We start from the raw sequence: 19,654 nt of genomic DNA, 5'->3' as shown, positions 1-19,654 counted from the left end.
TTCTCTTAGGAAAAACAACAGGTTGACGCCTACGTCGCCGAGGTTCACCTTGCCGCGCATGAGCCACGCCGAGGCGCCGCTGCCGGACAATGCCCGCGCCATCATCGACGAGGAAGAGGCCTTGCTGGCCCGTGTTCAGTCCACGCTGGAAGCCGCGCGGCGCAAGTCCGCACGCGGACAGGACAGTCAGGGACTTGTCGCCCAGCTTCAAGTGCTCCGCGACGATGCGTCCACCGCCGCCGAGGCGGACCTGCCCCACATCTTCGCACAGATGAACCAACTGCGTTCCCTCATGGAGCGCCAGGAGACCGCGAAGCTGCCGGACCCGCACGCGCCCTACTTCGCGCACCTGCGGCTGCAAGGCACGGGCGGGACGCGCGACTACCTGCTGGGCCGCACCACCTTCGCGGACGTGGGCGCCGGGGTGCGTGTCATCGACTGGCGCTTCGCCCCCGTGGCGCGCGTCTTCTATTGCTACGAGGAAGGCGACGACTACGAGGAGTACTTCGGTGAGCGGCTGGCCGAGGGCAACGTGGAGACGCGCCGGCTCGTCGTCATCGAGCGCGGCGTGCTCACGCGCATCATCACCGGGCCGCTCGTGCTGGAGCGCGGCGAGGGTGGCGCGTGGCGCAGCGTGAGCCGCGACTTCGCCACGCTCCAATCGGGCGGCGCGGGGACCGCGGCGCGGCCGGAGTTCCTCGGCACCGGCAAGGGCGCCCGGCACATCGACGACGCGTTCGGCGTCACGGCCATGCTGGACGCCGAGCAGTACGAAGCCGTCACCACCGGCCCGGACCAGCCGCTGCTGGTGCTGGGCAGCGCGGGCAGCGGCAAGACGACGGTGGCCCTGCACCGGCTGGCGAAGCTGGCCTTCGACGAGCCGCAGAAGTTCCCCCAGGCGCGCATGAAGCTCATCGTCCCGGAGGAGGGCCTGGCGCGGCTGTCCCGCAGGCTGCTCGCGCCGCTGGGCCTGGGCAACGTGGCGGTGCAGACGCGCGATGCCTGGCTGCTGGCCACCGCGCGCTCCGCCTTCAACCTGCCCGGCATCAAGCTGTGGCACGACACCCCGCCCCTGGTGTCCCGCCTCAAGCGGCACCCCGCCCTGCGCCGGGCCCTGGCCGCGCGCGTGGGGGTCCCGAAGACAGACGGGGGCACCACGCTGGAGCGGCTGCGCCAGCGATTGGCGGACGCGTACCTGGACCGGCGCTTCCTCGACAGCGTGGTGCACGCGGCCAAGGGCGAGCTGCCGCTCACCGCCATCGACGAGACGATGGAGCACACGCGCCTGCAGACGGCCACGCCGCTGGCGAAGGCGCTGCGGGACATCACCGACGCGGAGCGGCTCGTCACCGTGGACGGGCGCTCCATCGAAGACGACACGCCCGACGCGATGGCGGGCACCGTGGACCTGGATGACCTCCCCATCCTGATGTTCCTCAAGGCCCAGCACACCTCGCTCGGCCTGGAGCGGCTGGCGCATGTCGTGCTCGACGAAGCCGAGGACTTCTCCCTCTTCGAGCTCTTCGCCGTGCGGCAACTGCTGGGCAAGGGACGAAGCTGCACGCTCGCGGGCGACGAGATGCAACAGACGGACGCGGGCTTCGCCGGGTGGTCCTCGGTCCTCAACGAGCTGGACATCCGCGACGCCGCCACCTGCCGGCTCCAGGTCTCCTACCGCTGCCCGCGCCCGGTGGTGGAGCTGGCGCGGCAGGTGCTGGGCGACCAGGCCCCCGAGGCCCCCGTCAACGGCCGCGCGGGCGCCCCCGTGGGCTTCCACCACTTCCCGGACGAGGCCCAGGCGCAGCTCTTCATCGGCGAGGCCCTCCGCGACCTCGTCGCGCGCGAACCCCATGCCTCCGTGGGCGTCATCGCCAGCAGCCCGGAGGCCGCGCAGGCCATCTACCGCGTCGTCGAAGACCAGCCCTGGGCCCGGAGGGTGAGCGACGGCGAGTTCACCTTCGAGCCCGGCGTGGACGTCACCGACGTGGGCAGCGTGAAGGGCCTGGAGTTCGACTACGTCATCCTCCCGGATGCCACGGCCCGGGCCTACCCGGTGGACGACGAGTCCCGCCGCCGCCTCCACGTGGCCGTGACGCGCACCTCCCATCAACTGTGGGTGGTGTCCTCGGGCGTGCGCTCGCGGCTGCTCACCCCGGAGGGCGCGGCAGCTCCACGGTGAAGGTGGAGCCCTGGCCGGGCGTGCTCTCCACGCGGATGCGGCCGTCCATGGCGTCCACAATCTGCTTCACGATCCAGAGGCCCAGGCCCAACCCGCCGTAGTGCCGCTCGCTGGCCAGCCGCTCGAAGCGCTGGAACAGCCGCGCGCGCCCCTCCGGCGGAATGCCCATGCCGTGGTCCTTCACGGACAGCCAGGCCTGCGTGTCGTCCGCGCCCACCCGCACCTCGATGGGGCTGCCCCGGCCGTACTTGATGGCATTGGAGAGCAGGTTCTGCAGCACCTGCTCCAGACGCAGCCGGTCCCAGTGGCCAAGGACGGGGCCCTGGGCGTCCAGGTGAATCTCACAACCCGCCCGGACCCCGTCCTCGAAGAACCGAGGCACCACCTCGCGGGTCAGCGCGGCCAGGTCCAGGTCCTCGCGCTCCAGGACGAGCCGGCCCGCGGTGATGCGGGACACGTCCAGCAGCTCGCGCACCAGGCTCGACAGGCGGGAGACCTGCCGCTGCACGGCCACCACCTTGCCCGTCAGCGCGTCAACGGACGCGGGGGCGCTCCCCGCGCGCGGCTCCATGTCCCTCCGGAGGGCATGGATGTTGAGCATCAGCGAGGTGAGGGGCGTGTTCAGCTCGTGTGACGCCACCGACAGGAAGGAGTCCCGGGCGCGCACCGCCTCCTGCGCTTCCGTGTAGAGCCGCCCGTTGTCCAGCGACGTGGCGGCGCGCCGGGCGAGGTCCTCCGCCAGCCGCACGTCCGCCTCGGTGTAGCGGCGCCGCGACTCCGAGTTGAGCAGCGTCAACGCGCCCAGCACCCGGCCCCGGCTGATGAGCGGGACGATGATGTACGCGGTGATGCCCAGGGACTCCACGGCCCGCCGGTACTCCAGGTCCCCACCCTGCGAGGACGCCAGCACGGCGGCGAAGTCCGGGACGAACTCCGTGAGCCCCACGCGCAGGACCTTGCCAATCCCCGCCGGGTCCTCCGTCCGGACGGGGAAGCGCGTCTGGAAGGCCTCACCCACCACCTGCAGCTCCGGCTTCGCGTAGGCCATGGCGGCGCGGCGCACCTGTCCGTCCGGCATGGGCAGGTCCACCGAGCACGCATCCGCCAGGACAGGCACGGCGAGGTGGGCCAGGCGCTGGAGGATGAGGTCGTGCTCCAGCGACGACGCCAGCACCTCGCTGGCCTGCGCCAGGAAGGCCGCGTGGCGCTGCGCCCGGCGCATCTCGTCGTACAGGGCCCGGAGCGTCGCCTCCTGCTTCTTCTCCGCGGTGATTTCGCGGCAGAAGAGGACCACGCGCGCATGGCTGCGCAGCAGCCGCAGCACGAACCAGCGCTCCACCGGCGCGACATGGTTTTCGAACTCCGCGGGCTCACCGGTCCGCGCCACCTGCTGGAAGCGGTCCTGGAAGGAGCGCTCCGTCCATTCCGGATGCAGCGCCCAGAGCACGCGCCCCAGCAGGTCCTGTCCCGGCCGGCCCAACAACCGCTCCAGGGCGGGGTTCACGTGGAGGCATGCCCCGTCCAGCGAGCAGACGGCGACCGCTTCCGGCATCTGGTCCAGCAGGGCGGTATCCAGCCCGGTGGCGTCCGACCCATGGCGGCTGTCGCCAGCAGGGTCCTGTCCGGTCAAGGGTGCGTCCACGCGGTCGGGGAGAGAACGGGCCAAGGCGATGTCCCAGCCGCTTAACATTTCCGCCGCGCCCGCCCCACTGTCACGCGCCAGAAATCTGCATGACAGCGGACACTCGGCGCCGTCCGGCGCGGGCTGCCTCCGGAGGCCCCGGCGAGGACGCGCAAGCCCTCACCGAAGTGTCCATCGTTGAACAGACACCGGGCCCCGCTCAGGGCTCCTGGCGGCCCTGGCGCCAGGCTTCGCGGCGGCGCTCACTGGCCTCGCGGCGCTCCATCGCGTCCTGCTCCTGGGCCGGCAGCTCCGCCAGCCGCGTGCGGTGCATGTCGATGCTCAACTCGTAGAGGCCGCGGTCGCGGTCCGGCAGCACGTCGTCGTACTGGGACAGCACCGCCTGCGAGAAGGTGATGAAGTCCTCGGACACCTTGCGGCGGTGGCCGTAGTACTCGCGAATCTGCTCCACCGAGGCTTCCGCCGAGAGGACCTTGCCGTACAGCTCGTTCCAGTGGCGAGTGGACGCCTCACGCCGCTCCAGCACCGCCGGGTCCTTCGTGGGGGCGGCCATGTCCCAGTAGAGGTTGTCCGGCAGCCTCGCGCGAATCACCTGCAGGTCCACCGGGTGCACCTTGGGCGTGTTCTCGTCCTCCACCGGTTCGGGCGGCCGCGTCAGGTCCACCGGCGCCGGCACGGGCGTCTTCCGGGGCGGAGGGGCCGGCGTGCGGGCACCGTGCGGCGCGGCGGCCTGCGGCGCCACCGGCTCCTGGACGGCCACCGCCGGCGTGACCTGCTCCGCCTCCGGTCGAAGCGCGTACACCAACGCCGCCACGACGAGCGCCAATGCCACGACAATGCCGGGCAGGCCCTTTCTCCATGCATTCACGGCCATAGGTCTCCGCATACCGCGCACGGCGTGGAGCGGCAACCACCCACCGTCCGATAGCGCAATGCATTACGGCCATGCCGCAACGCGGCATTGCTTGGCGCAATGCACCATCAACACTTCGTCACGTCAGAGACATGTGACAACCACAAACCTCCTGACTCTGATGCAACGCTATTGTATACACCCGTTTTCCAACTAAACCCGGAGGTCCTCGAATGAAGAACCTTGTCTTGGCCGGACTCACGGCCGCCGCGCTGGTGCCCGCCGCGGCCCGCGCGGAGGCGGTCTTTTCGTCCATCGTCGACGTCATCGTGGACGGCGGTAACAACTACAACTGGCAGAAGGTGGAGCTGCCGGGGACCAAGTGTGGCAACGGGTCCCAGTTCAAGTTCTGGGTGCACCGCACGGGCTCGCCCAACCTGATGTTCCTCTTCGAGGGCGGCGGTGCGTGTTGGGACTACGACACGTGCAGCGGGCGCGCGGGCCTGCTGGGCGCCGCCAACCCGAACGGCATTGGCGACGACTACATCACCAACTTCACGGCGAAGTACGTGTCGCCGCTCGTCAACGGCGCCGACCCGGGCCTGCCGGGCCGCAGCAAGCGGGACCTGGTGACGAAGGGTTGGAACATCGTCTACGTGCCGTACTGCACCGGTGACGTGCACGTGGGCAACAACGTGGCGACCTACGTCGATTCGACGGGGCAGAACCCGCCGCTGACGTGGCACCACAACGGCTACACCAACACGCTGGCGGTGGCGAACTACGCGAAGACGCAGTTCCCCAACGTCCAGAAGATGCTGATGACGGGCTACAGCGCGGGTGGCACGGCGACGGCGGCCGGCTACTACTTCGTGCGCAAGGCCATCAACCCGGCGCGCGGCTACCTGCTCAACGACTCCGGCCCCATCTTCCTGGCGCCCAACGCGAACTTCCGCTCGCGCCGGCTGCACGACCAGATTCGCCAGTCGTGGAACCTGAACTCGGTCTTCTCCCTGCTGCCGGCCACGTTCAGCCAGAACGACTTCGGCACCATCAACCGCATGGTGGCGCAGGAGTTCCCCAACGACCAGCTCGCGTACACGGGCTACACGCGCGACTACAACTACTCTCGCTTCTCGTATGAGCGCTTCCACACGCCCAACGACAAGGAGAGCGTGCACGGCTTCTGGAAGCAGGACCAGGACGCGCTGGTCACCGAGCTGAACAAGTACAACAACTTCAGCTACTTCATCCCCCACGAGCGCGCCATCAACCAGAGCCACTGCAGCACCATCATCACCTTCATTGGCGCGCACGCCTGCCAGCAGATGGAGAAGAAGCGCCACTGGTGGGAGTACGCCGAGTTCCCGTGGTCCCAGACGTTCAAGTGCTACAGCGAGTTCGTGGGCATGGACCTGTTCCTGTCGCGGTGGATCAACGGCAACCAGCGCGTCCGCATCTACGAGCCCGCCAACGGCTACAACGCCGAGGACCCGGGCATGCAGATTGTCGCGCCGCTCATCAACGGCGCGCTGGGCGGGTAGTCACCGCCTGACGCCGGGCCCGGCCCGGTAACACGCTGTTCATGGAGCGGGACGCCGGGGCTGCCGGCGTCCCGCTTCGTCGTTTCAGGGGCCAGGCGGCAGGCCCCTCCCCCGGCGCTGGCCTCCGGGGCCCCGGGGCGGTAGACGACACGTCCGCCATGGACAACCTCACCCACGGACTGTTCGGGCTCGCCATTGGCGCCCTGCGCCCCCCCGACGCGCGGCCGGGGGGCCCGGAGCGCGCGTCCCCCACGGACCGCGCGGTGCTGGTGGCGTCGGTGCTGGCCGCGGAGCTGCCGGACCTCGACACGCTGCTGGCGCGCGGCGACGCGGTGACGGTGGCGCTGCAGGCCCACCGGGGCCTCTCCCATGCGCTCGTCTCCGCCCCGCTGGTGGCGCTCATCGCCACGCTGGCGGCCCGGGCGCTGTTCCGGGGCGCGCGGTGGACGCCTGTGTTCCTCACCAGCCTGGCGTCCGTCGTCTTCGCGCACCTGCTGCCAGACTTGTGGACGGGCTGGGGCACCCGGGTGCTGCTGCCCTTCTCCGACACGCGCCTCAGCCTGGATTGGACCATGGTGGTGGACCCGTGGGTGACGCTGCCGCTGCTCGCCGGGGCGGTGGTGGCGTGGCGCAGGCGCGCGGCCTGGCGCCGGGCGCTGCTGGTGGGCTTCGCGTGCTCCGCGGCCTACGTGGGCTTGCGCGTCGCCACCTGGGCCACGCTGACGCAGCGGGTGGAGGCCACCTACGCCAGCGCGGAGGCCGTGCGCGTCTTCCCCCTGCCCTTCTCCGTGGGGACCTGGCGCTACGTCGCCACGCTGCCCGGGGGCGTCTTCGCCGCGGGCGACGTGCCGCTCGCCGGTCCTCCCGTCGAGGCCCGGCGCGAGCCCGCCTCCGAGGACGTGCTGCCCGAGGACCTCCGCGCGGTGCCCACCGTGCGCGAGGCGCTGGCCTGGGCACGCTTCCCGCGCGTCCGCCTGGAGCCGCTTCCGGAAGGCGGCTGGAGCATCCGCATCGCCGACCTGCGCTACCACCTGCGCGGAGAGCCCACGCTGGCGTTCGTCATCCACCTGGACGCGGACAACACCGTCCGCCACGCCGAGTTGGAGCGCGGCGGCAGCCCGGGCGAGCTGCTGCGCCGGTGGCGGGGCCAGGGCACGGCCCCCTGACGCACGAAACACGAAGGCCCCGGCGGGAAGGACGTCCTCCCACCGGGGCCAGGATTCCTGAAGCGGCGGCGCTCAGGTGAGGCCCGGCAGCGCTCCCGTGTAGTCGGGGTTGCCGAAGGTGTTTCCAGTCACCCCGAAGGCCTGGGCGATGGAGACCAGCAGCTTGTTGTGCGCCACCGCGCCGCGCATGGGCGTCCGGGGCCCGCCCCACCCATCCAGGGGGTTGGAGCCCGCCGCGCGCGCGCGCAGGAAGCGGCCCATGCGGAACCTGCCGCCCGCGCCGCCCGCGAGGACGGTGGGGACACGCACGTTCATGTGGCCGGTCGCATCCCCCAGCTCGTTGCCCCAGAGGATGATGGTGTTGTCGAGCACGGAGCCGCTGCCCTCCTGGATGGAGGCCAGTTGCGTCATGAGGTAGGCGAGCTGCTCGGCGTACCAGCGCTGCACCCGCACCATCTTCTCGCGGATGTTGGTGCGCCGGGGCTCCTCGCGCACGTCGAGCAGGTGGGCGATGTCGTTGTGCGTGTCCTCGTGCACGCCAATCCAGGGCATGGACGGCCCCGGAATCGTCATGGTCACCACGCGCGTCAAGTCACACGCGAAGGCCCGGGCGATGAGGTCCAGGTGCAGCCGCGTCAGCGCCGGCATGTTGTTGAGGTCACCCAGGCCGCCCAGGCCATAGGACGGCGGCGCGTTGCCGCCACTGCACGCGGCGTCCGCGGGCTGCGGCGTCGGTGAGGGCGAAGGCCCCGTGCCCAGGGAGCCCAGGCGCCGCTCGATGTCGCGCAGCGACTCCAGGTGGGTCTCCAGCTTCTGGCGCTCGGCGCCCGCCAGCCGCTTGCTCAGGCGCGTGGCGTCCTTGACGAGGAAGTCCAGCAGGCTCCGGTTGCGCGCCAGCTCCCCCGCCACCGCGGACGGGTCGGCGGTGGGCGCGGGCGCGGCGCCGAAGAGGCGCCCGTACACGTTGGCCGGGTCGCGCTCGAAGGGCACGCGCGAGCCGTTCGCCGTGAAGCTGATGCTGTTGTAGACGTGCTGGCCGCCGAACTGCTCCCAGGCATTGAGCTGCAGGGAGCGGAACCGCGTGCCGCCGCCAATGTGGTTGCCCAGAATCTGGTCCAGCGAGGCGCTCTCCGGCAGGTGGTCACCGCTGGCGGTGCTCACCTTGCTGCCGGTGAGGAAGGTCACCGGACCGCCCTCGTGCCCCGTCAGGCCCTGCTCATAGAGCACCTGGTAATCCAAGCCATCCACCACCAGGAGCTTGTCCCGGTGCGCCTGGAGGGGCGACAGCATGGAGTTGGGGAAGTCGAGCGTGAAGCCCGTCTCCGACCCCTGCGGGTTCCAGAACTCCGGAAGGCAGCCGTGGGAGGTGAACAGGGCCACGAAGCGCAGCGGCGGCGCGGTGCCCTGGGCGTAGGCGTTGGTCGTGCCGAGCAGGTTGGCCAGGGGAAGCGCCGCCGTCGAGCCGGCCAGCGCCTGGAGCAGTGAGCGTCGGGAAAGTTCGCGGAGCATGGTGGCTACTCGGGAGAAAGGGTACGCCGGTGGACGAAATAGGGAGAACGCACGAGGCCGACGAGCGCGTCGCCCAGGCGCCACTCCGAGTTGGCCCGGAAGGCGGAGCGCATGTCCGCCAGCGCATGCTCGTCGATGGCGACCTCGTCACGCCCCATGACGAAGCGGAAGAGCTGCAACGGGACGCAGTCGCCCACGTCGTCGCTCGTCGCCAGGATGCGCGCCAGCTCGGCGGCGCCCGTGAAAGGCAGGGTGCCGTTGGCGAGCTCCACCGAGCCGCTGGCGTCCACGTCGAGCCCGTTCTCCACGGTGCGGAACTTGCCCAGGCCGTCGAAGTCCTCGAAGCCGAAGCCAATGGGGTCCAGCGTCCGGTGACAGCCCGCGCAGGTCGGGTTGTTGGTGTGAGCGGCGAAGCGCGCGCGGGTGGTCTGGTCGAACACCGGCTCGGGCGGAACCAGGTTGATGGTGGGCGGCGGCGGCGGCACCTCCCGGCACAGCAGGCGGCCCAGGACGAATTTGCCGCGGCGGATGGGAGAGCTCGAGTCGAAGAGCGCGTAGGTGGCCAGCACGCTGGCGTGGGTGAGGATGCCCGCGCGGTTCGCCGGCAACGGCAGGCGGCCCAGCGTGCCGTCCGGCATGGAGGGCTGGGTGTCGTAGAAGAACGCCATGCGCGCGTCCGCGTACGTGTAGTCCGCGTTCAGCAGCTCGCGCACGGAGCCGTTGCGCTCCGTCAGGATGTGGTTGATGAAGGCCTGCGTCTCCGCCTGGCTGGAGAATTTGAAGGCCGTGCTGAAGTCCGGGTACACCTGATTGTTCTTGTTGAGGCTGGCCTGTCCGGTGAGGCCCAGCCACTCCTCCACGAAGCGGTAGAGGTGCCGCTGCGCGGCGGGGGTGGCCAGGAGCCGACGCGCCTGCCGCTCCCGCTCGGCAGCAGAGTCGAGCCTGCCGGACGTGGCGGCGGCCAGCAGCTCCTCGTCGGCGGGAGCGGCGGTGACGGCGAACGACAGCGCCGTGGCGATTTCATGGGGCGTCAGCCGGACCACCTGATTGGCGCCGGCCTCCGCCGCGCCCAGCTCGGTGCGGTAGAGGAAGGACGCCGAGGAGAAGATGGCCTGGATGACGTAGCGCGCCGCGGTGGCCGGGTCCGTCCCCTTGCGAACCTCCTGCCAGAGCACCAGGAAGTCCGCGACCTCGTCGTCCGCCACCGGGCGGCGGAGGGTGCGCGTGGCGACCGAGCGGATGAACGTCTCCGCGCACTCCAGCTCGGGAACGCTCGCGGGGCAGGTCCACTCCGACTGGAGCGCGTTCTTCCCCACTTCCGCGATGTTGCGCGCGGCGACGGAGATCTGGTCCGCCAGCAACGAGGTGACCTGCAGGCGGTCGTGCGTGGAGAACCCCAGGATGGTGTCCTCCGGCGCGAAGGCATACGTCATCACCAGCGGCGTGGTCGGACGGAGCAGCGCGTTGACGCCGTTGTCGTACTCGGCACGCGTCAGGCGCCGGACACGCGCGGAGGAAGCCTCGTCCACATCGGGCGGCGCCCCAGAGGAAGACTTGCCGGAACACGACACTGCTGTCAGCAGCAAGGCCGCGGGAACGGAAAAACGGATGAGTCGCATACGCAAGGCACCCTCGAACCAGCAACCCCCAGGTGGCCCCCTCTGAAGTGCTGGCTTGCCGACGATTCTAACCGCTTCACCAACACGGTCCGTCACGAATCGAGCGCAGCGTGTCAGACCCGCTCTGAGTGCAGAAGCGCTGCGGGATTGCACTGAGGGTGGCACTCCACTCCGGAGAATCCTTTGAATACAGACATTACGACCCATACAGCCACCTACGTTGACACTGATTGCCTTCTGGGTGCGGGTGGACTCGGGGTGCAGGCCCACACCCGTTGATGGGTTCAACGCTCGCGATGTTCGACGCCATGGGGGCCGGCCACGACCAGGTCCGTGGCGATGCCGAGGAACAGGCCATGCTCCACGAGCCCCGCGCGCGCGCCCAGCCGCAGGGCCAGGGGCACCGGCGCGTCGATGGGCCCGAAGGCGCAGTCGAGTACGAGGTTTCCCTGGTCGGTGAGGAAGGGCGCGCCGTCGGAGCCCTGCCGCACGGTGACGCGCGCGCCGAGCGACTCCAGGTAGCGCTGTTGCGAGCGCCACCCGAAGGGCAGCACTTCCACCGGCACATGCCAGCGCGTGCCCAGCGCGGGTGACAGCTTGCTCGCGTCCACGACGATGACGACGCGCTGACTGGCCTGCGCGACAATCTTCTCGCGGAGCAGCGCGCCGCCGCCGCCCTTGATGAGCGACAAATCCGGCGACACCTCATCCGCGCCGTCGATGGTGACGTCCAGCGACGGGTGCTCCTCCAGCGTCGACAGGGGCACGCCCAGCGAGCGCGCCAGCGACTCGGTGGCGCGCGACGTCGGGACGCTCACGACGTCCAGGAGCTGCCCCTGCGCGCGCAGCGCCGCCAGCCGCTGGACGGCGAAGGCGGCGGTGCTGCCAGTGCCCAGGCCCACCACCATGCCGGGCTGGACGAAGCCGTCCACCGCCCATTCCGCCGCCGCTTGTTTGTAGCGGGCGTCCAGCGCCCCCGCGTCCTCCTGGCTCATGCCCTCACCGTAGCGCGGAGGCGCGTGGCGCTGGCAGGCGAGCGGACGTGCTGTCCCCCGCCCGACGCCTCACTGCCCTTTCTGGTCGCCGCGCGGCATCCAGGGACCGGGCTCCCTGGGCAGGGTGTCTCCGTCGAAGAACCGATAGAGAACGGAGTCATAGCCCCCGGCGCTGGGGCGGCTGGACACCTGCCCCCAGGTGTAGCCCACCAGGTACACGCCGCCGTCGTCCGAGGTGGCCACGCCCTGCCCGCGGTCCGCCGAGGACGAGCCCACCTGCCGCAGCTCCAGCCACGTGCCCTCGCGGTCGTAGGTCGCCAGGAACATGTCGGTGCTCCCCAGCGACGAGGCGCCGCCCATGGCCCCCGAGGTGAAACCCGCCACGTGGACGCGGCCGCCCAAGCCCACCGCCACGGACTGCGCGTAGTCCGTGGTCGCGGTGCCAATCTGCCGCGTCCAGTGGCGGCGGCCCTCGACGTCGTACTTCACCAGCACCGCGTCGTAGGAGCCCAGCCGGACGTTCCCATCCAACGCGCCCGACGTGTAGCCGGAGACGTAGACACTTCCGTCGTCCGCCACGGCCACGCCCGTGCCGAACTCGTCATTCCCCGAGCCGAGCTGCCGCACCCAGCGGGGCTCGCCCTGGACGTTGTACTTCGCCAGGAAGAGGTCCACGGTGTTGCCCGGGTTCGTCACGCCATCCAGGCTGCCGTAGGTGTAGCCGGTGATGTAGACGTCCTCGCTCGCGCTCACCGCCACGCCCAGCGCCACGTCGCTGCGCGGGGAGCCGAACTGGCGCAGCCAGTAGGAGTTGCCCCCCGTGTCGAACTTCGCCACCACCACGTCGTAGTGGCCTTGCGGCGCGCCGCCGTCGAAGCGGCCCAGCGAGTAGCCGGCGACGAAGACGGCGTCCTGCCCTTCCTGCCGCGTGGCCGCCACGCCCGTCGCGAAGTCGTCCGTGGACGTGCCGAACTGGCGGATCCACTGGAGCGCGCCGTCCGCGTCGTACTTCGCCACGAAGAGGTCCGTGCCGCCCGCGTTGACGTAGTAGCCGAAGCTGCCCCAGGTGTAGCCGGCGACGTAGACGTTGCCGTGGGCATCCGCGGACACCGCCTGCGCACGGTCATGCGCGGACGTCCCCAGTTGGCGCGTCCACAGCAGCTCACCCGAAACGTCGTACTTGGCGACGAAGGCGTCCTGCCCGCCCGCCGACGGCTCCGCGTCGAGCGCCCCGGTGGTGTAGCCCGCGACATAGACGGCGCTCCCCGACGTGGTCACCGCCAGCGCCAGCTCGTCCTGCGGCGAGCCCATCTGCTCCACCCAGGTGGACTGTCTCAGGATGGGAGGGGCCTTCGCGAGCGAGGCCACGGGAAGACTCAACAACGCCAGTCCCCCCATGACTCCGCACGCGCTCCACCGCTGCCAACTCCGGACCATGGGCGACTCCTCGGGATGGAAGATTCTGCCCGCACTCTACGCAGCCAGCGGGCAATGAACATCCCGAACGACAACGTCCCAGGTAGGCACAGACGTGACGCGACGTGTTGGTATCGCATCACCTGCCACTGCGCGTGAAACACAGACCCGGCTAGTCTGGATTAAAGGTTCCAGGTCCCGCGAACCCCGATCATGACCAGGCCATACGGGCCATCACCGACCTGGTCCAGCGGCTCCTCGCGCGTGAGATTGATGGCGGGGATGTTCACCGTCGTGGTGCCGCTGCGCGTGGTGTACCGGGCATAGGTGCCCGTCACGTAGGGGCCGAAGGACAGCGAGTCCGACAGGCGCCACTTGCCGCCCAGCGTCAGGTTCACGAACTCGGGGCCTCGCGTCTGGCTGTCGATTTCCACCGTGCCCGGCGCGGGCACCGTGAGCGGGCCGGAGACACGGTTGTTCAAGAGGACCATGCCCACGCCCAAGCCCACGAAGGGGTCGAACGAGGCGTCCGGCGCGAAGTGGTACTGCACCTGCGGACCGAAGCGGAGCTGCGACGTCGAGCAGTCGTAGCCTTCTGGGCAAGTGTATGGGTTCGTCTTGACCAACACATGCGAGTACTGGCCAAACGCGCCGACATACCAACGCGAGTTGATGCGGTAGCCCGCCTCCAGCAAGAAAGCGATACCGCCGTTGGCCGCGTCACTGAGCTTCAGGTCTCGGACGCTGCCATCCAAACCGGCGCCCTCCCGATACACGTAGCCCGCGCCCAGTTGGAAGCCGACGCCCACGGTGAGCTCCAGGCCACTGCGCTCTTCTCGCGTGGAGGACTCCAGGGCTTGCGTCTCTTCCGCGCTGACGCCGGTGGAAGCCAGCAACGACACCACTGCAAGGGACCACGACAGCTTTCGCATCATCTGCCCCTCCGTCGAAGAGGACGCTCCCAGAGCGTCACTCCGTGCAGAACAGTAGGACGCTCCGTGCGGGAGGCGTAAGGCGCATTGCGTCATGCGCGCTGCACGAAGGGCTGCCCTGCGTTGTCAGGAGATTGCACAATGTAGGGCATGAACGTCACCCTGGAGCAGGCCCGCGCCCTGGATGCCCTCGCCCGCCACGGCACCTTCACCGCCGCGGCCGAGGCGCTGCGCAAGGGCCACACCGCGGTGCTGTATGCGCTGCGGACGCTCGAGGCCCAGACGGAGCTGACGCTGTTGGACCGGCGAGGCTACCGCACCCGGCTGACGCCCGCCGGAGAGCGCATCCTGGAGCACTGCCGCAAGCTGCTCACCGCCGAGCGCGAGCTGGAGGCCGCGTGCGCGGAGATTCGCGCCGGCTGGGAGCCCGCGCTGCGCATCGTCTTCGACGGCATCTTCCCCGCAGAGCCCCTCTTGCGCGTGGTGAAGGCGCTCCGCGCCGAGGGTGCCAGCACCCGCTTCCACGTCTCCGCGGAGTTCCTCTCCGGCGTGGAGGCAGCCTTCGTGCGAGACGAGGCGGACCTCATGGTGTCCCTGCTGCCGCCCACCGTGCCGGGCCTGCGCAGCTACCGGCTGCCGGAGCTCAAGGCCATCCTGGTGGCCCAACGCGGACACCCGCTGGCGAAACGGCGCGGGCCCTTGAAGGACGAGGACCTCGCCGAGCACCTGGTGCTCACGGTGCGCGGCTCGGACCCCCGGCTCCAGCTCAGCACCGGCGTCCTGGAGACGCGATCCACCGTGCACCTCAATGACTTCGCCGCCAAGAAGGCCGCGATCCTGGAAGGCCTGGGCTTCGGCTGGCTGCCTGAGTACCTGGTCGCCCGCGAGCTGCGCCGGGGCGAGCTGAAGGCCCTGAAGCTGGCCGGCGGCGCCACCCACGCGTTCCACCCCCAGCTCCACCACCGCTCGGGCGTGACGCTGGGACGGGCGGCCCGCCGGGTCGTGAAGACGCTCACGGAGGCGGAATCCATCTCCTGAGTGCGCCTGGCACCAACACTTTGCGCGCGTGCTAGCTTTCCGCGCGCACCATGAAAGGCAGCGATCTCCGAGAAGGCGTCGTACGCGTGTTGAGCCGGGACCGGCAGCGCGTCCTCGGGACGGGCTTCTTCGTCACCGAGCACCTGGTGGTGACGTGCTGGCATGTGCTCGACACGCTCGGCGACACGGAGCGGGACGCCATCTGCCTGGAGGTGCTCCAGAGCCACGAGAAGGCCACGGCGCGGCTGCGCGTGGAGGCGTCCAGTCCCACGGAGGTGGCGGACCTCGCGCTGCTGGAGCTGACGCGCCCGCTGCGAGGGCCGTGCACGCCGCTCCCGCTGGGCAGCTCCGAGCGGAGCGCGGACCATCGCTTCGCCACCTTCGGATTTCCGAGGGGCTTCGACGACACGGGCACGTGGGCGCGCGGCACGCTGGGCTACGCGACGGGTGACGGCGACTTCCGCAAGCTGCTGCTGCACGGCTCGGACATCCGGGAGGGCTTCAGCGGCGGGCCCCTCTTCGACGAGCAGACGCGGCGCGTGGTGGGGGTGGTGCGCTTCAAGACGGTGTCCGAGGACGCGCGGGAGGCCTATGCGACGCCCACGGAGCAACTCCTGGCGCGGTGCCCGGAGCTGCGCGCCTCCGAGGACTGCCCCTATCGCGACCTGGCGTCGTTCCGGGAATCGGACGCGCGCTTCTGGAAGGGGCGCGGCCGGGTGCTGGATGAGCAGCTCTTGCCACGCCTCTCGCGGCTGCCCCGGTTCGTGGAGGTCTCCGGGCCTTCCGGCAGCGGCAAGTCGTCCCTGCTCCACGCGGGGTTGATTCCCGCGCTGCGGAACGGAACGTCCATTCCGGGCAGCCAGCATTGGGACGTCCGGGCCTTCCGGCCGGGGCTGGCACCGTTCTCCGCGATGGACGCCGCGGGACTTCCGGCGGGCGCGGGGGTGGTCGAGCGCGTCCGGGCGTGGCGCGTCGAGCATCCCGAGCCAGGGGACCGGCTGGTGCTGGTCATCGACCAGTTGGAGGACGTGCTCCTTCGTGGTAGCGGCGCCGAGGCGGAGGAGCAGCAGCGGTTCCTTCAGCAGCTCTCCGCGCTCGCGGACGAGGCGCTGCCCGTGACGTGCGTCGTCGCGCTGCGCGAGGGCTTCGACGCGGTGCTGTCGCAGCGGGCGCCGAAGCTCCGCTCGCTGCTGGGCGAGCAGCGCGTCCAGGTGCCCTCGGTGCTGACGCCCTCCGAGCTGCGGGACATCATCGCGGGCCCCGCACGTGAAGTCGGGCTGCGCTTCGACCCGCCTGAAGTGGTGGACTCCATCGCGCTCGCCGCGCAGGAGGAGTTCCGCGTCGAAGCGGGCGCGGGGGCGCGCGTCACGGCGCTCCCGTTGCTGGAGGTCGCGCTGACGCAGTTGTGGCAGACGGCGCGAGACGGCGCCATCAAGCTGGAGGCGTTCAACGCCAGTGCGGGATTGCTCGGTTCCCTGGCCCGCTGGGCGGATGGTGTCTATGAGCCGCTGAAGGCGTCGGAGCGGCGGCTCGCGGACCGGCTGCTGCTGGAGTTGGTGCAGTTGGGCGAGGCGGAGAACGGACTGGAGGACAAGGGGCGCCGGGTCCCGCTGGAGTTGCTGCGTGAGCGCCTGGGCGACCCGGCCGAGGTGGACGCGGTGCTGCAGGCCCTCGTCAACGGCCGGCTGTTGGTGACGGCCCAGGACGGACATCAGCAGCGCGAGACGGTGGAGCTGATTCACGACGCCCTGCTCACGCACTGGCAGCGCTTCGTGAAGCTGCGCACCGAGGACCGCGCTTTCCGTCGCTGGCACGAGGCAGTGCAGACGGACGCGGAGCGGTGGCGTGATTCCGAGCGCGCCCAGCAGCGACAGGAGGCGGAGGACCGGCTGCTGCGAGGCGCGGCGCTGGTTCGTGCCCAGCAGATGCTGTCGGCCCATCCTCGGCAAGCGAGTGAACTGGCGCAACGGTATGTCCTGCGCAGCCATGAGGCGGAGCGAGCGCGGCACGGCCGGGCGCGGAGGAACCTGTGGCTCGCGCTGGGCGCCTCCGTCACCGCGCTGGTGGCCGTGGGCTGGCTGTATGTCTTGAGGGCGGAGTCCGAGGCGCAGGCCCAGCGCGCCAGGGACGAAGCAGCCCGGACCGCGAATCAGCTCTTCTGGAATCTCCGCACCACGGAGGCCTCGGCTGTCATCGGATTGACGCGGGCCCCGGGCCGAGAAGCAGAAGCGCTGGTCCGAGCCATCCAGCTTGCGGGAAGTCCTCTGGCGGGCCACGACGCCGCGAGGGACGAGGTGACGGAAGCCCTCACCGAAGCAACGGCGGCCTTTCTCCACGCCGTGCCCCTGACGACGGAGCGGGAAGCCCGCACCCTCGCGCTGTTCTCCCCGGACTCACGACATCTCGTCACCCGGGGCATCCTGCTCTCGCCCACCGTGCGATTCGTCAGCAGGCTCTGGGACGTACGAACCGGGAGCATGCTGCACGAGTTCGAGTCGTTCGAACTGTGCCCCGACTCCGCGAGCAAGACCTGCACGGAAAAACTCCACGCGGACATCCTGGGCGAGGACACTCACGCGTTCGGCTTCGCTCCAGACGATGGCGTGCTTTGGCTTGGAGGCTTCCATGGCGCACTGACGCGGTGGAATCCGAACAGCCCGCTCCCTTCCACAATCGATGCCCACACCGCCCGCGTCACCGCGGTTTCCTTCTCGGGACGCGGCGACCAGGTGCTCTCCGCCAGCCTGGATGGAACGGCCCGGCTCTGGGATGCACGTACAGGACAGCTCCTGCGGACACTGACGCACTCAGAACCCTGCACCCAGGCAGTGGTGTCGGCGGATGCAGGTTACGCACTGGTCGGTGGAGAGCAGCGGACGTGCCTCTTCAAGCTGGGTTCGGGCGTATCGCCCATTCAGTGTTTCAACACCCATGATGCCGGTCCCTCGCTTGCGTTCTCTCCATCGGGACAGCTCGCGGCACTGGGAGACAGCCGTGGCGAAGGAAGCGTCCTCTTGGTGGACGTGCACACGGGCCGGGTGCGTCGCACACTCTCAGGACTCGCGGGGCACGCGCTCATGCCGTCCTTCGAGGACGAGTGCAGCCTCTCCGCCTTCAATGAGACCTTCACGTCGGCATTGACCACGCGCTTCTGCGACAGAGGCCCGGGCATCGCCCCCGGAGGCACAGCGTCCTCACCGAAGCAGACCGCATGGCAGCCCATTCAACGTGTCGGGCGCTTCACCCATGACGGCCGCAGGCACTTCGCCATCACGGCCGAGCCCGTGACAGCCAATCCCTTCATCCGAGTTCCCCAGAGCACCGCACGCTGGATGATGCGCACCACGCCCCTCGCGGAGCAGCAGGCCAAGGGCCTCCTCTCGCCCGACGGACGCACCCTGCTGCTGTACGACAGCCCCGGCCTCACGAGGGAAACGCGCGACTTCACCACCTGGACCCATCACATTCCGGGCGGTATCGCGGCCTCGCCCGATCTGCGCTGGCTGGTGGTCCGCTCGCATCAAGCAGGGCGCATCTCCCTGGTCGACCTGGAGACCGGACGGGACACGGCGTTGGGCGATTGCGCCGTGACCGGCGCGCGCTACAGCCGTCTCGCTGAGTTCTCTCGGGATGGGGCATTCCTCGCGGTTCGCTGCGATAGACAGATCCAGTTCTGGGACATGTCCCAATGGGAGCGTGGCCCGCTCGCGCAGCCACCGCCTGTCGAAGCAGGGCTCAGCCAGTTTGCGTTCCCCAGGAACTGGCACTGGCGGCTTGTCACCAGCACGGACTCGGCTCCAGGCACGAGCGTGGACCGCCTCGTGCCCGGCACTGCATACCTTCAGAAGACAGGCGGTGCGCACGAACGCCCCTGCCAGACGACCAGGGCGTTTACAGCGGGCTCGACTGTCGAGTTCGCCCCCATTGGCACGCACTTCGCCGTCTTCGAAGCGGGCTCCGTCTATCTCGGCTCCACCATCGACTGCCGGCTCGTCCAGGAGGCGCCACTGGCCACGGGAAGAATCGGTGCCATCAGGGCCGCGTTCTCCCCCAATGGGCTGCGTTTCGTGACGCTGTCTGCTGACCGCAACGTTTCCGCGCTGTGGGACGGCACCACGGGAAAGCGTCTCGCCGAGTTGCCAGAGAGCTTCGGGGCCGCCGTCATGGCCTTCTCGCACGACTCAAAGTACTTCGTGATAACGAATGACCCTGACCTCGACTGGATGGGCAAGCCCTTCCTCTTCGACGCCACCGATGGGACGCCGCTGCGACTCGCGCCCATCGATGGAAAGGTCAAAGCCTTGTCCTTCTCTCCCGACGGCTCACGGCTCATCGCGGTAACCGATGCGGCCGTTCACCTTCTCGACCCGCGCACGGGCGCGCTCGTCCGGAGCATCGACTGGCGCTCGCACTTGAGCGTCAAGATCCACCACGCGGACCACCGGTTTGGTGTCACCGACGCCTCGGGCAGAAGCCAGTTCTGGAGAACGAAGGACGGACAGAGCGTCGGAGCCCTCCACCGAGCCCGCCGAATCACCTGGGATGACCCGGAGCTTCAATCCGACGCCGAAGGTGAGCGCATCCTCACCATCGATACGGATGGGGCCTATCTCTTCTCGCTGAAGCCGAACGACCTGCTCCAGACGGCCTGCTCTCTCGTGCGCGGACGGAGCGATGCCACGCAGGTCCAGGCCCTCTGCGACACCTTCCGCCCTCCCGCGGCTCCGCTCGCGGGCGCACCAACACCTTGAGGAAAGTCAT

General features: G+C 69.8%; 12 protein-coding genes. 5 read left to right on the top strand and 7 right to left on the bottom strand.

Features of this window, described 5'->3' with window-relative positions; translation table 11 throughout:
* The first annotated feature begins 58 nt into the window (after window positions 1-58).
* Complete coding sequence (locus A176_RS07105; RefSeq protein ID WP_044889545.1) at window positions 59-2,179, top strand: ATP-binding domain-containing protein; 2,121 nt, start codon at window positions 59-61, stop codon at window positions 2,177-2,179.
* Here the strand turns inward: A176_RS07105 and A176_RS07100 are convergent.
* Together A176_RS07100 and A176_RS07095 are read right to left on the bottom strand one after the other, a co-directional pair.
* Window positions 2,148-3,809, bottom strand: coding sequence for a PAS domain-containing sensor histidine kinase (locus A176_RS07100; RefSeq protein ID WP_002634755.1), 1,662 nt, complete (start codon window positions 3,807-3,809; stop codon window positions 2,148-2,150). The genes A176_RS07105 and A176_RS07100 overlap by 32 nt on opposite strands.
* A gap of 211 nt (window positions 3,810-4,020) precedes the next feature.
* Window positions 4,021-4,695 carry a hypothetical protein gene (locus tag A176_RS07095; RefSeq protein WP_002634757.1) on the bottom strand — a complete coding sequence of 225 codons (675 nt, stop codon included), beginning with the start codon at window positions 4,693-4,695 and terminating at the stop codon, window positions 4,021-4,023.
* A 212-nt stretch (window positions 4,696-4,907) separates the two neighbouring features.
* Between A176_RS07095 and A176_RS07090 the strand changes: the two genes are divergently transcribed.
* Entirely contained in the window at window positions 4,908-6,218 is a 1,311-nt protein-coding gene (locus A176_RS07090; RefSeq protein ID WP_002634758.1) for a pectin acetylesterase-family hydrolase, read from the top strand.
* Window positions 6,219-6,376: 158 nt separating this feature from the next.
* Window positions 6,377-7,384, top strand: a complete 1,008-nt coding sequence (locus A176_RS07085; protein ID WP_002634760.1) for a metal-dependent hydrolase — start codon at window positions 6,377-6,379, stop codon at window positions 7,382-7,384.
* 72 nt (window positions 7,385-7,456) lie between these two features.
* Here A176_RS07085 and A176_RS07080 read toward each other — a convergent pair whose 3' ends face one another.
* The 5 genes from A176_RS07080 to A176_RS07060 form a co-directional block, all read right to left on the bottom strand.
* Window positions 7,457-8,893: a DUF1552 domain-containing protein gene (locus A176_RS07080; protein ID WP_002634762.1), complete on the bottom strand. Its 1,437-nt coding sequence runs from the start codon at window positions 8,891-8,893 to the stop codon at window positions 7,457-7,459.
* 5 nt (window positions 8,894-8,898) lie between these two features.
* Window positions 8,899-10,422, bottom strand: a complete 1,524-nt coding sequence (locus A176_RS07075; RefSeq protein WP_002634764.1) for a DUF1592 domain-containing protein — start codon at window positions 10,420-10,422, stop codon at window positions 8,899-8,901.
* A 374-nt stretch (window positions 10,423-10,796) separates the two neighbouring features.
* Window positions 10,797-11,507 carry a ribose-5-phosphate isomerase RpiA gene (gene rpiA, locus A176_RS07070; protein ID WP_002634765.1) on the bottom strand — a complete coding sequence of 237 codons (711 nt, stop codon included), beginning with the start codon at window positions 11,505-11,507 and terminating at the stop codon, window positions 10,797-10,799.
* A 69-nt stretch (window positions 11,508-11,576) separates the two neighbouring features.
* Window positions 11,577-12,944 carry an SBBP repeat-containing protein gene (locus tag A176_RS07065; protein WP_002634767.1) on the bottom strand — a complete coding sequence of 456 codons (1,368 nt, stop codon included), beginning with the start codon at window positions 12,942-12,944 and terminating at the stop codon, window positions 11,577-11,579.
* Between the two features lie 161 nt (window positions 12,945-13,105).
* A complete protein-coding gene (locus tag A176_RS07060) occupies window positions 13,106-13,858 on the bottom strand; it encodes an outer membrane beta-barrel protein (protein ID WP_002634771.1) in 753 nt (250 codons plus the stop codon).
* 147 nt (window positions 13,859-14,005) lie between these two features.
* Between A176_RS07060 and A176_RS07055 the strand changes: the two genes are divergently transcribed.
* Window positions 14,006-14,893, top strand: a complete 888-nt coding sequence (locus tag A176_RS07055) for a LysR family transcriptional regulator (protein WP_002634773.1) — start codon at window positions 14,006-14,008, stop codon at window positions 14,891-14,893.
* 86 nt (window positions 14,894-14,979) lie between these two features.
* Window positions 14,980-19,644, top strand: coding sequence for an nSTAND1 domain-containing NTPase (locus A176_RS07050; protein WP_002634775.1), 4,665 nt, complete (start codon window positions 14,980-14,982; stop codon window positions 19,642-19,644).
* Window positions 19,645-19,654 lie beyond the last annotated feature (10 nt).

The organism is Myxococcus hansupus, assembly GCF_000280925.3.
Lineage (GTDB): Bacteria > Myxococcota > Myxococcia > Myxococcales > Myxococcaceae > Myxococcus > Myxococcus hansupus.
This window is presented reverse-complemented; position numbering and strand designations above follow the sequence as displayed.

Bases quoted from the DNA above. Each gene is read 5' to 3' on its own strand.
- A176_RS07105 (WP_044889545.1), top strand. From the start codon at position 59: ATGAGCCACGCCGAGGCGCCGCTGCCGGACAATGCCCGCGCCATCATC.
- rpiA (WP_002634765.1), bottom strand. From the start codon at position 11,507: ATGAGCCAGGAGGACGCGGGGGCGCTGGACGCCCGCTACAAACAAGCG.
- A176_RS07085 (WP_002634760.1), top strand. From the start codon at position 6,377: ATGGACAACCTCACCCACGGACTGTTCGGGCTCGCCATTGGCGCCCTG.
- A176_RS07095 (WP_002634757.1), bottom strand. From the start codon at position 4,695: ATGGCCGTGAATGCATGGAGAAAGGGCCTGCCCGGCATTGTCGTGGCA.
- A176_RS07090 (WP_002634758.1), top strand. From the start codon at position 4,908: ATGAAGAACCTTGTCTTGGCCGGACTCACGGCCGCCGCGCTGGTGCCC.
- A176_RS07065 (WP_002634767.1), bottom strand. From the start codon at position 12,944: ATGGTCCGGAGTTGGCAGCGGTGGAGCGCGTGCGGAGTCATGGGGGGA.
- A176_RS07080 (WP_002634762.1), bottom strand. From the start codon at position 8,893: ATGCTCCGCGAACTTTCCCGACGCTCACTGCTCCAGGCGCTGGCCGGC.
- A176_RS07060 (WP_002634771.1), bottom strand. From the start codon at position 13,858: ATGATGCGAAAGCTGTCGTGGTCCCTTGCAGTGGTGTCGTTGCTGGCT.
- A176_RS07055 (WP_002634773.1), top strand. From the start codon at position 14,006: ATGAACGTCACCCTGGAGCAGGCCCGCGCCCTGGATGCCCTCGCCCGC.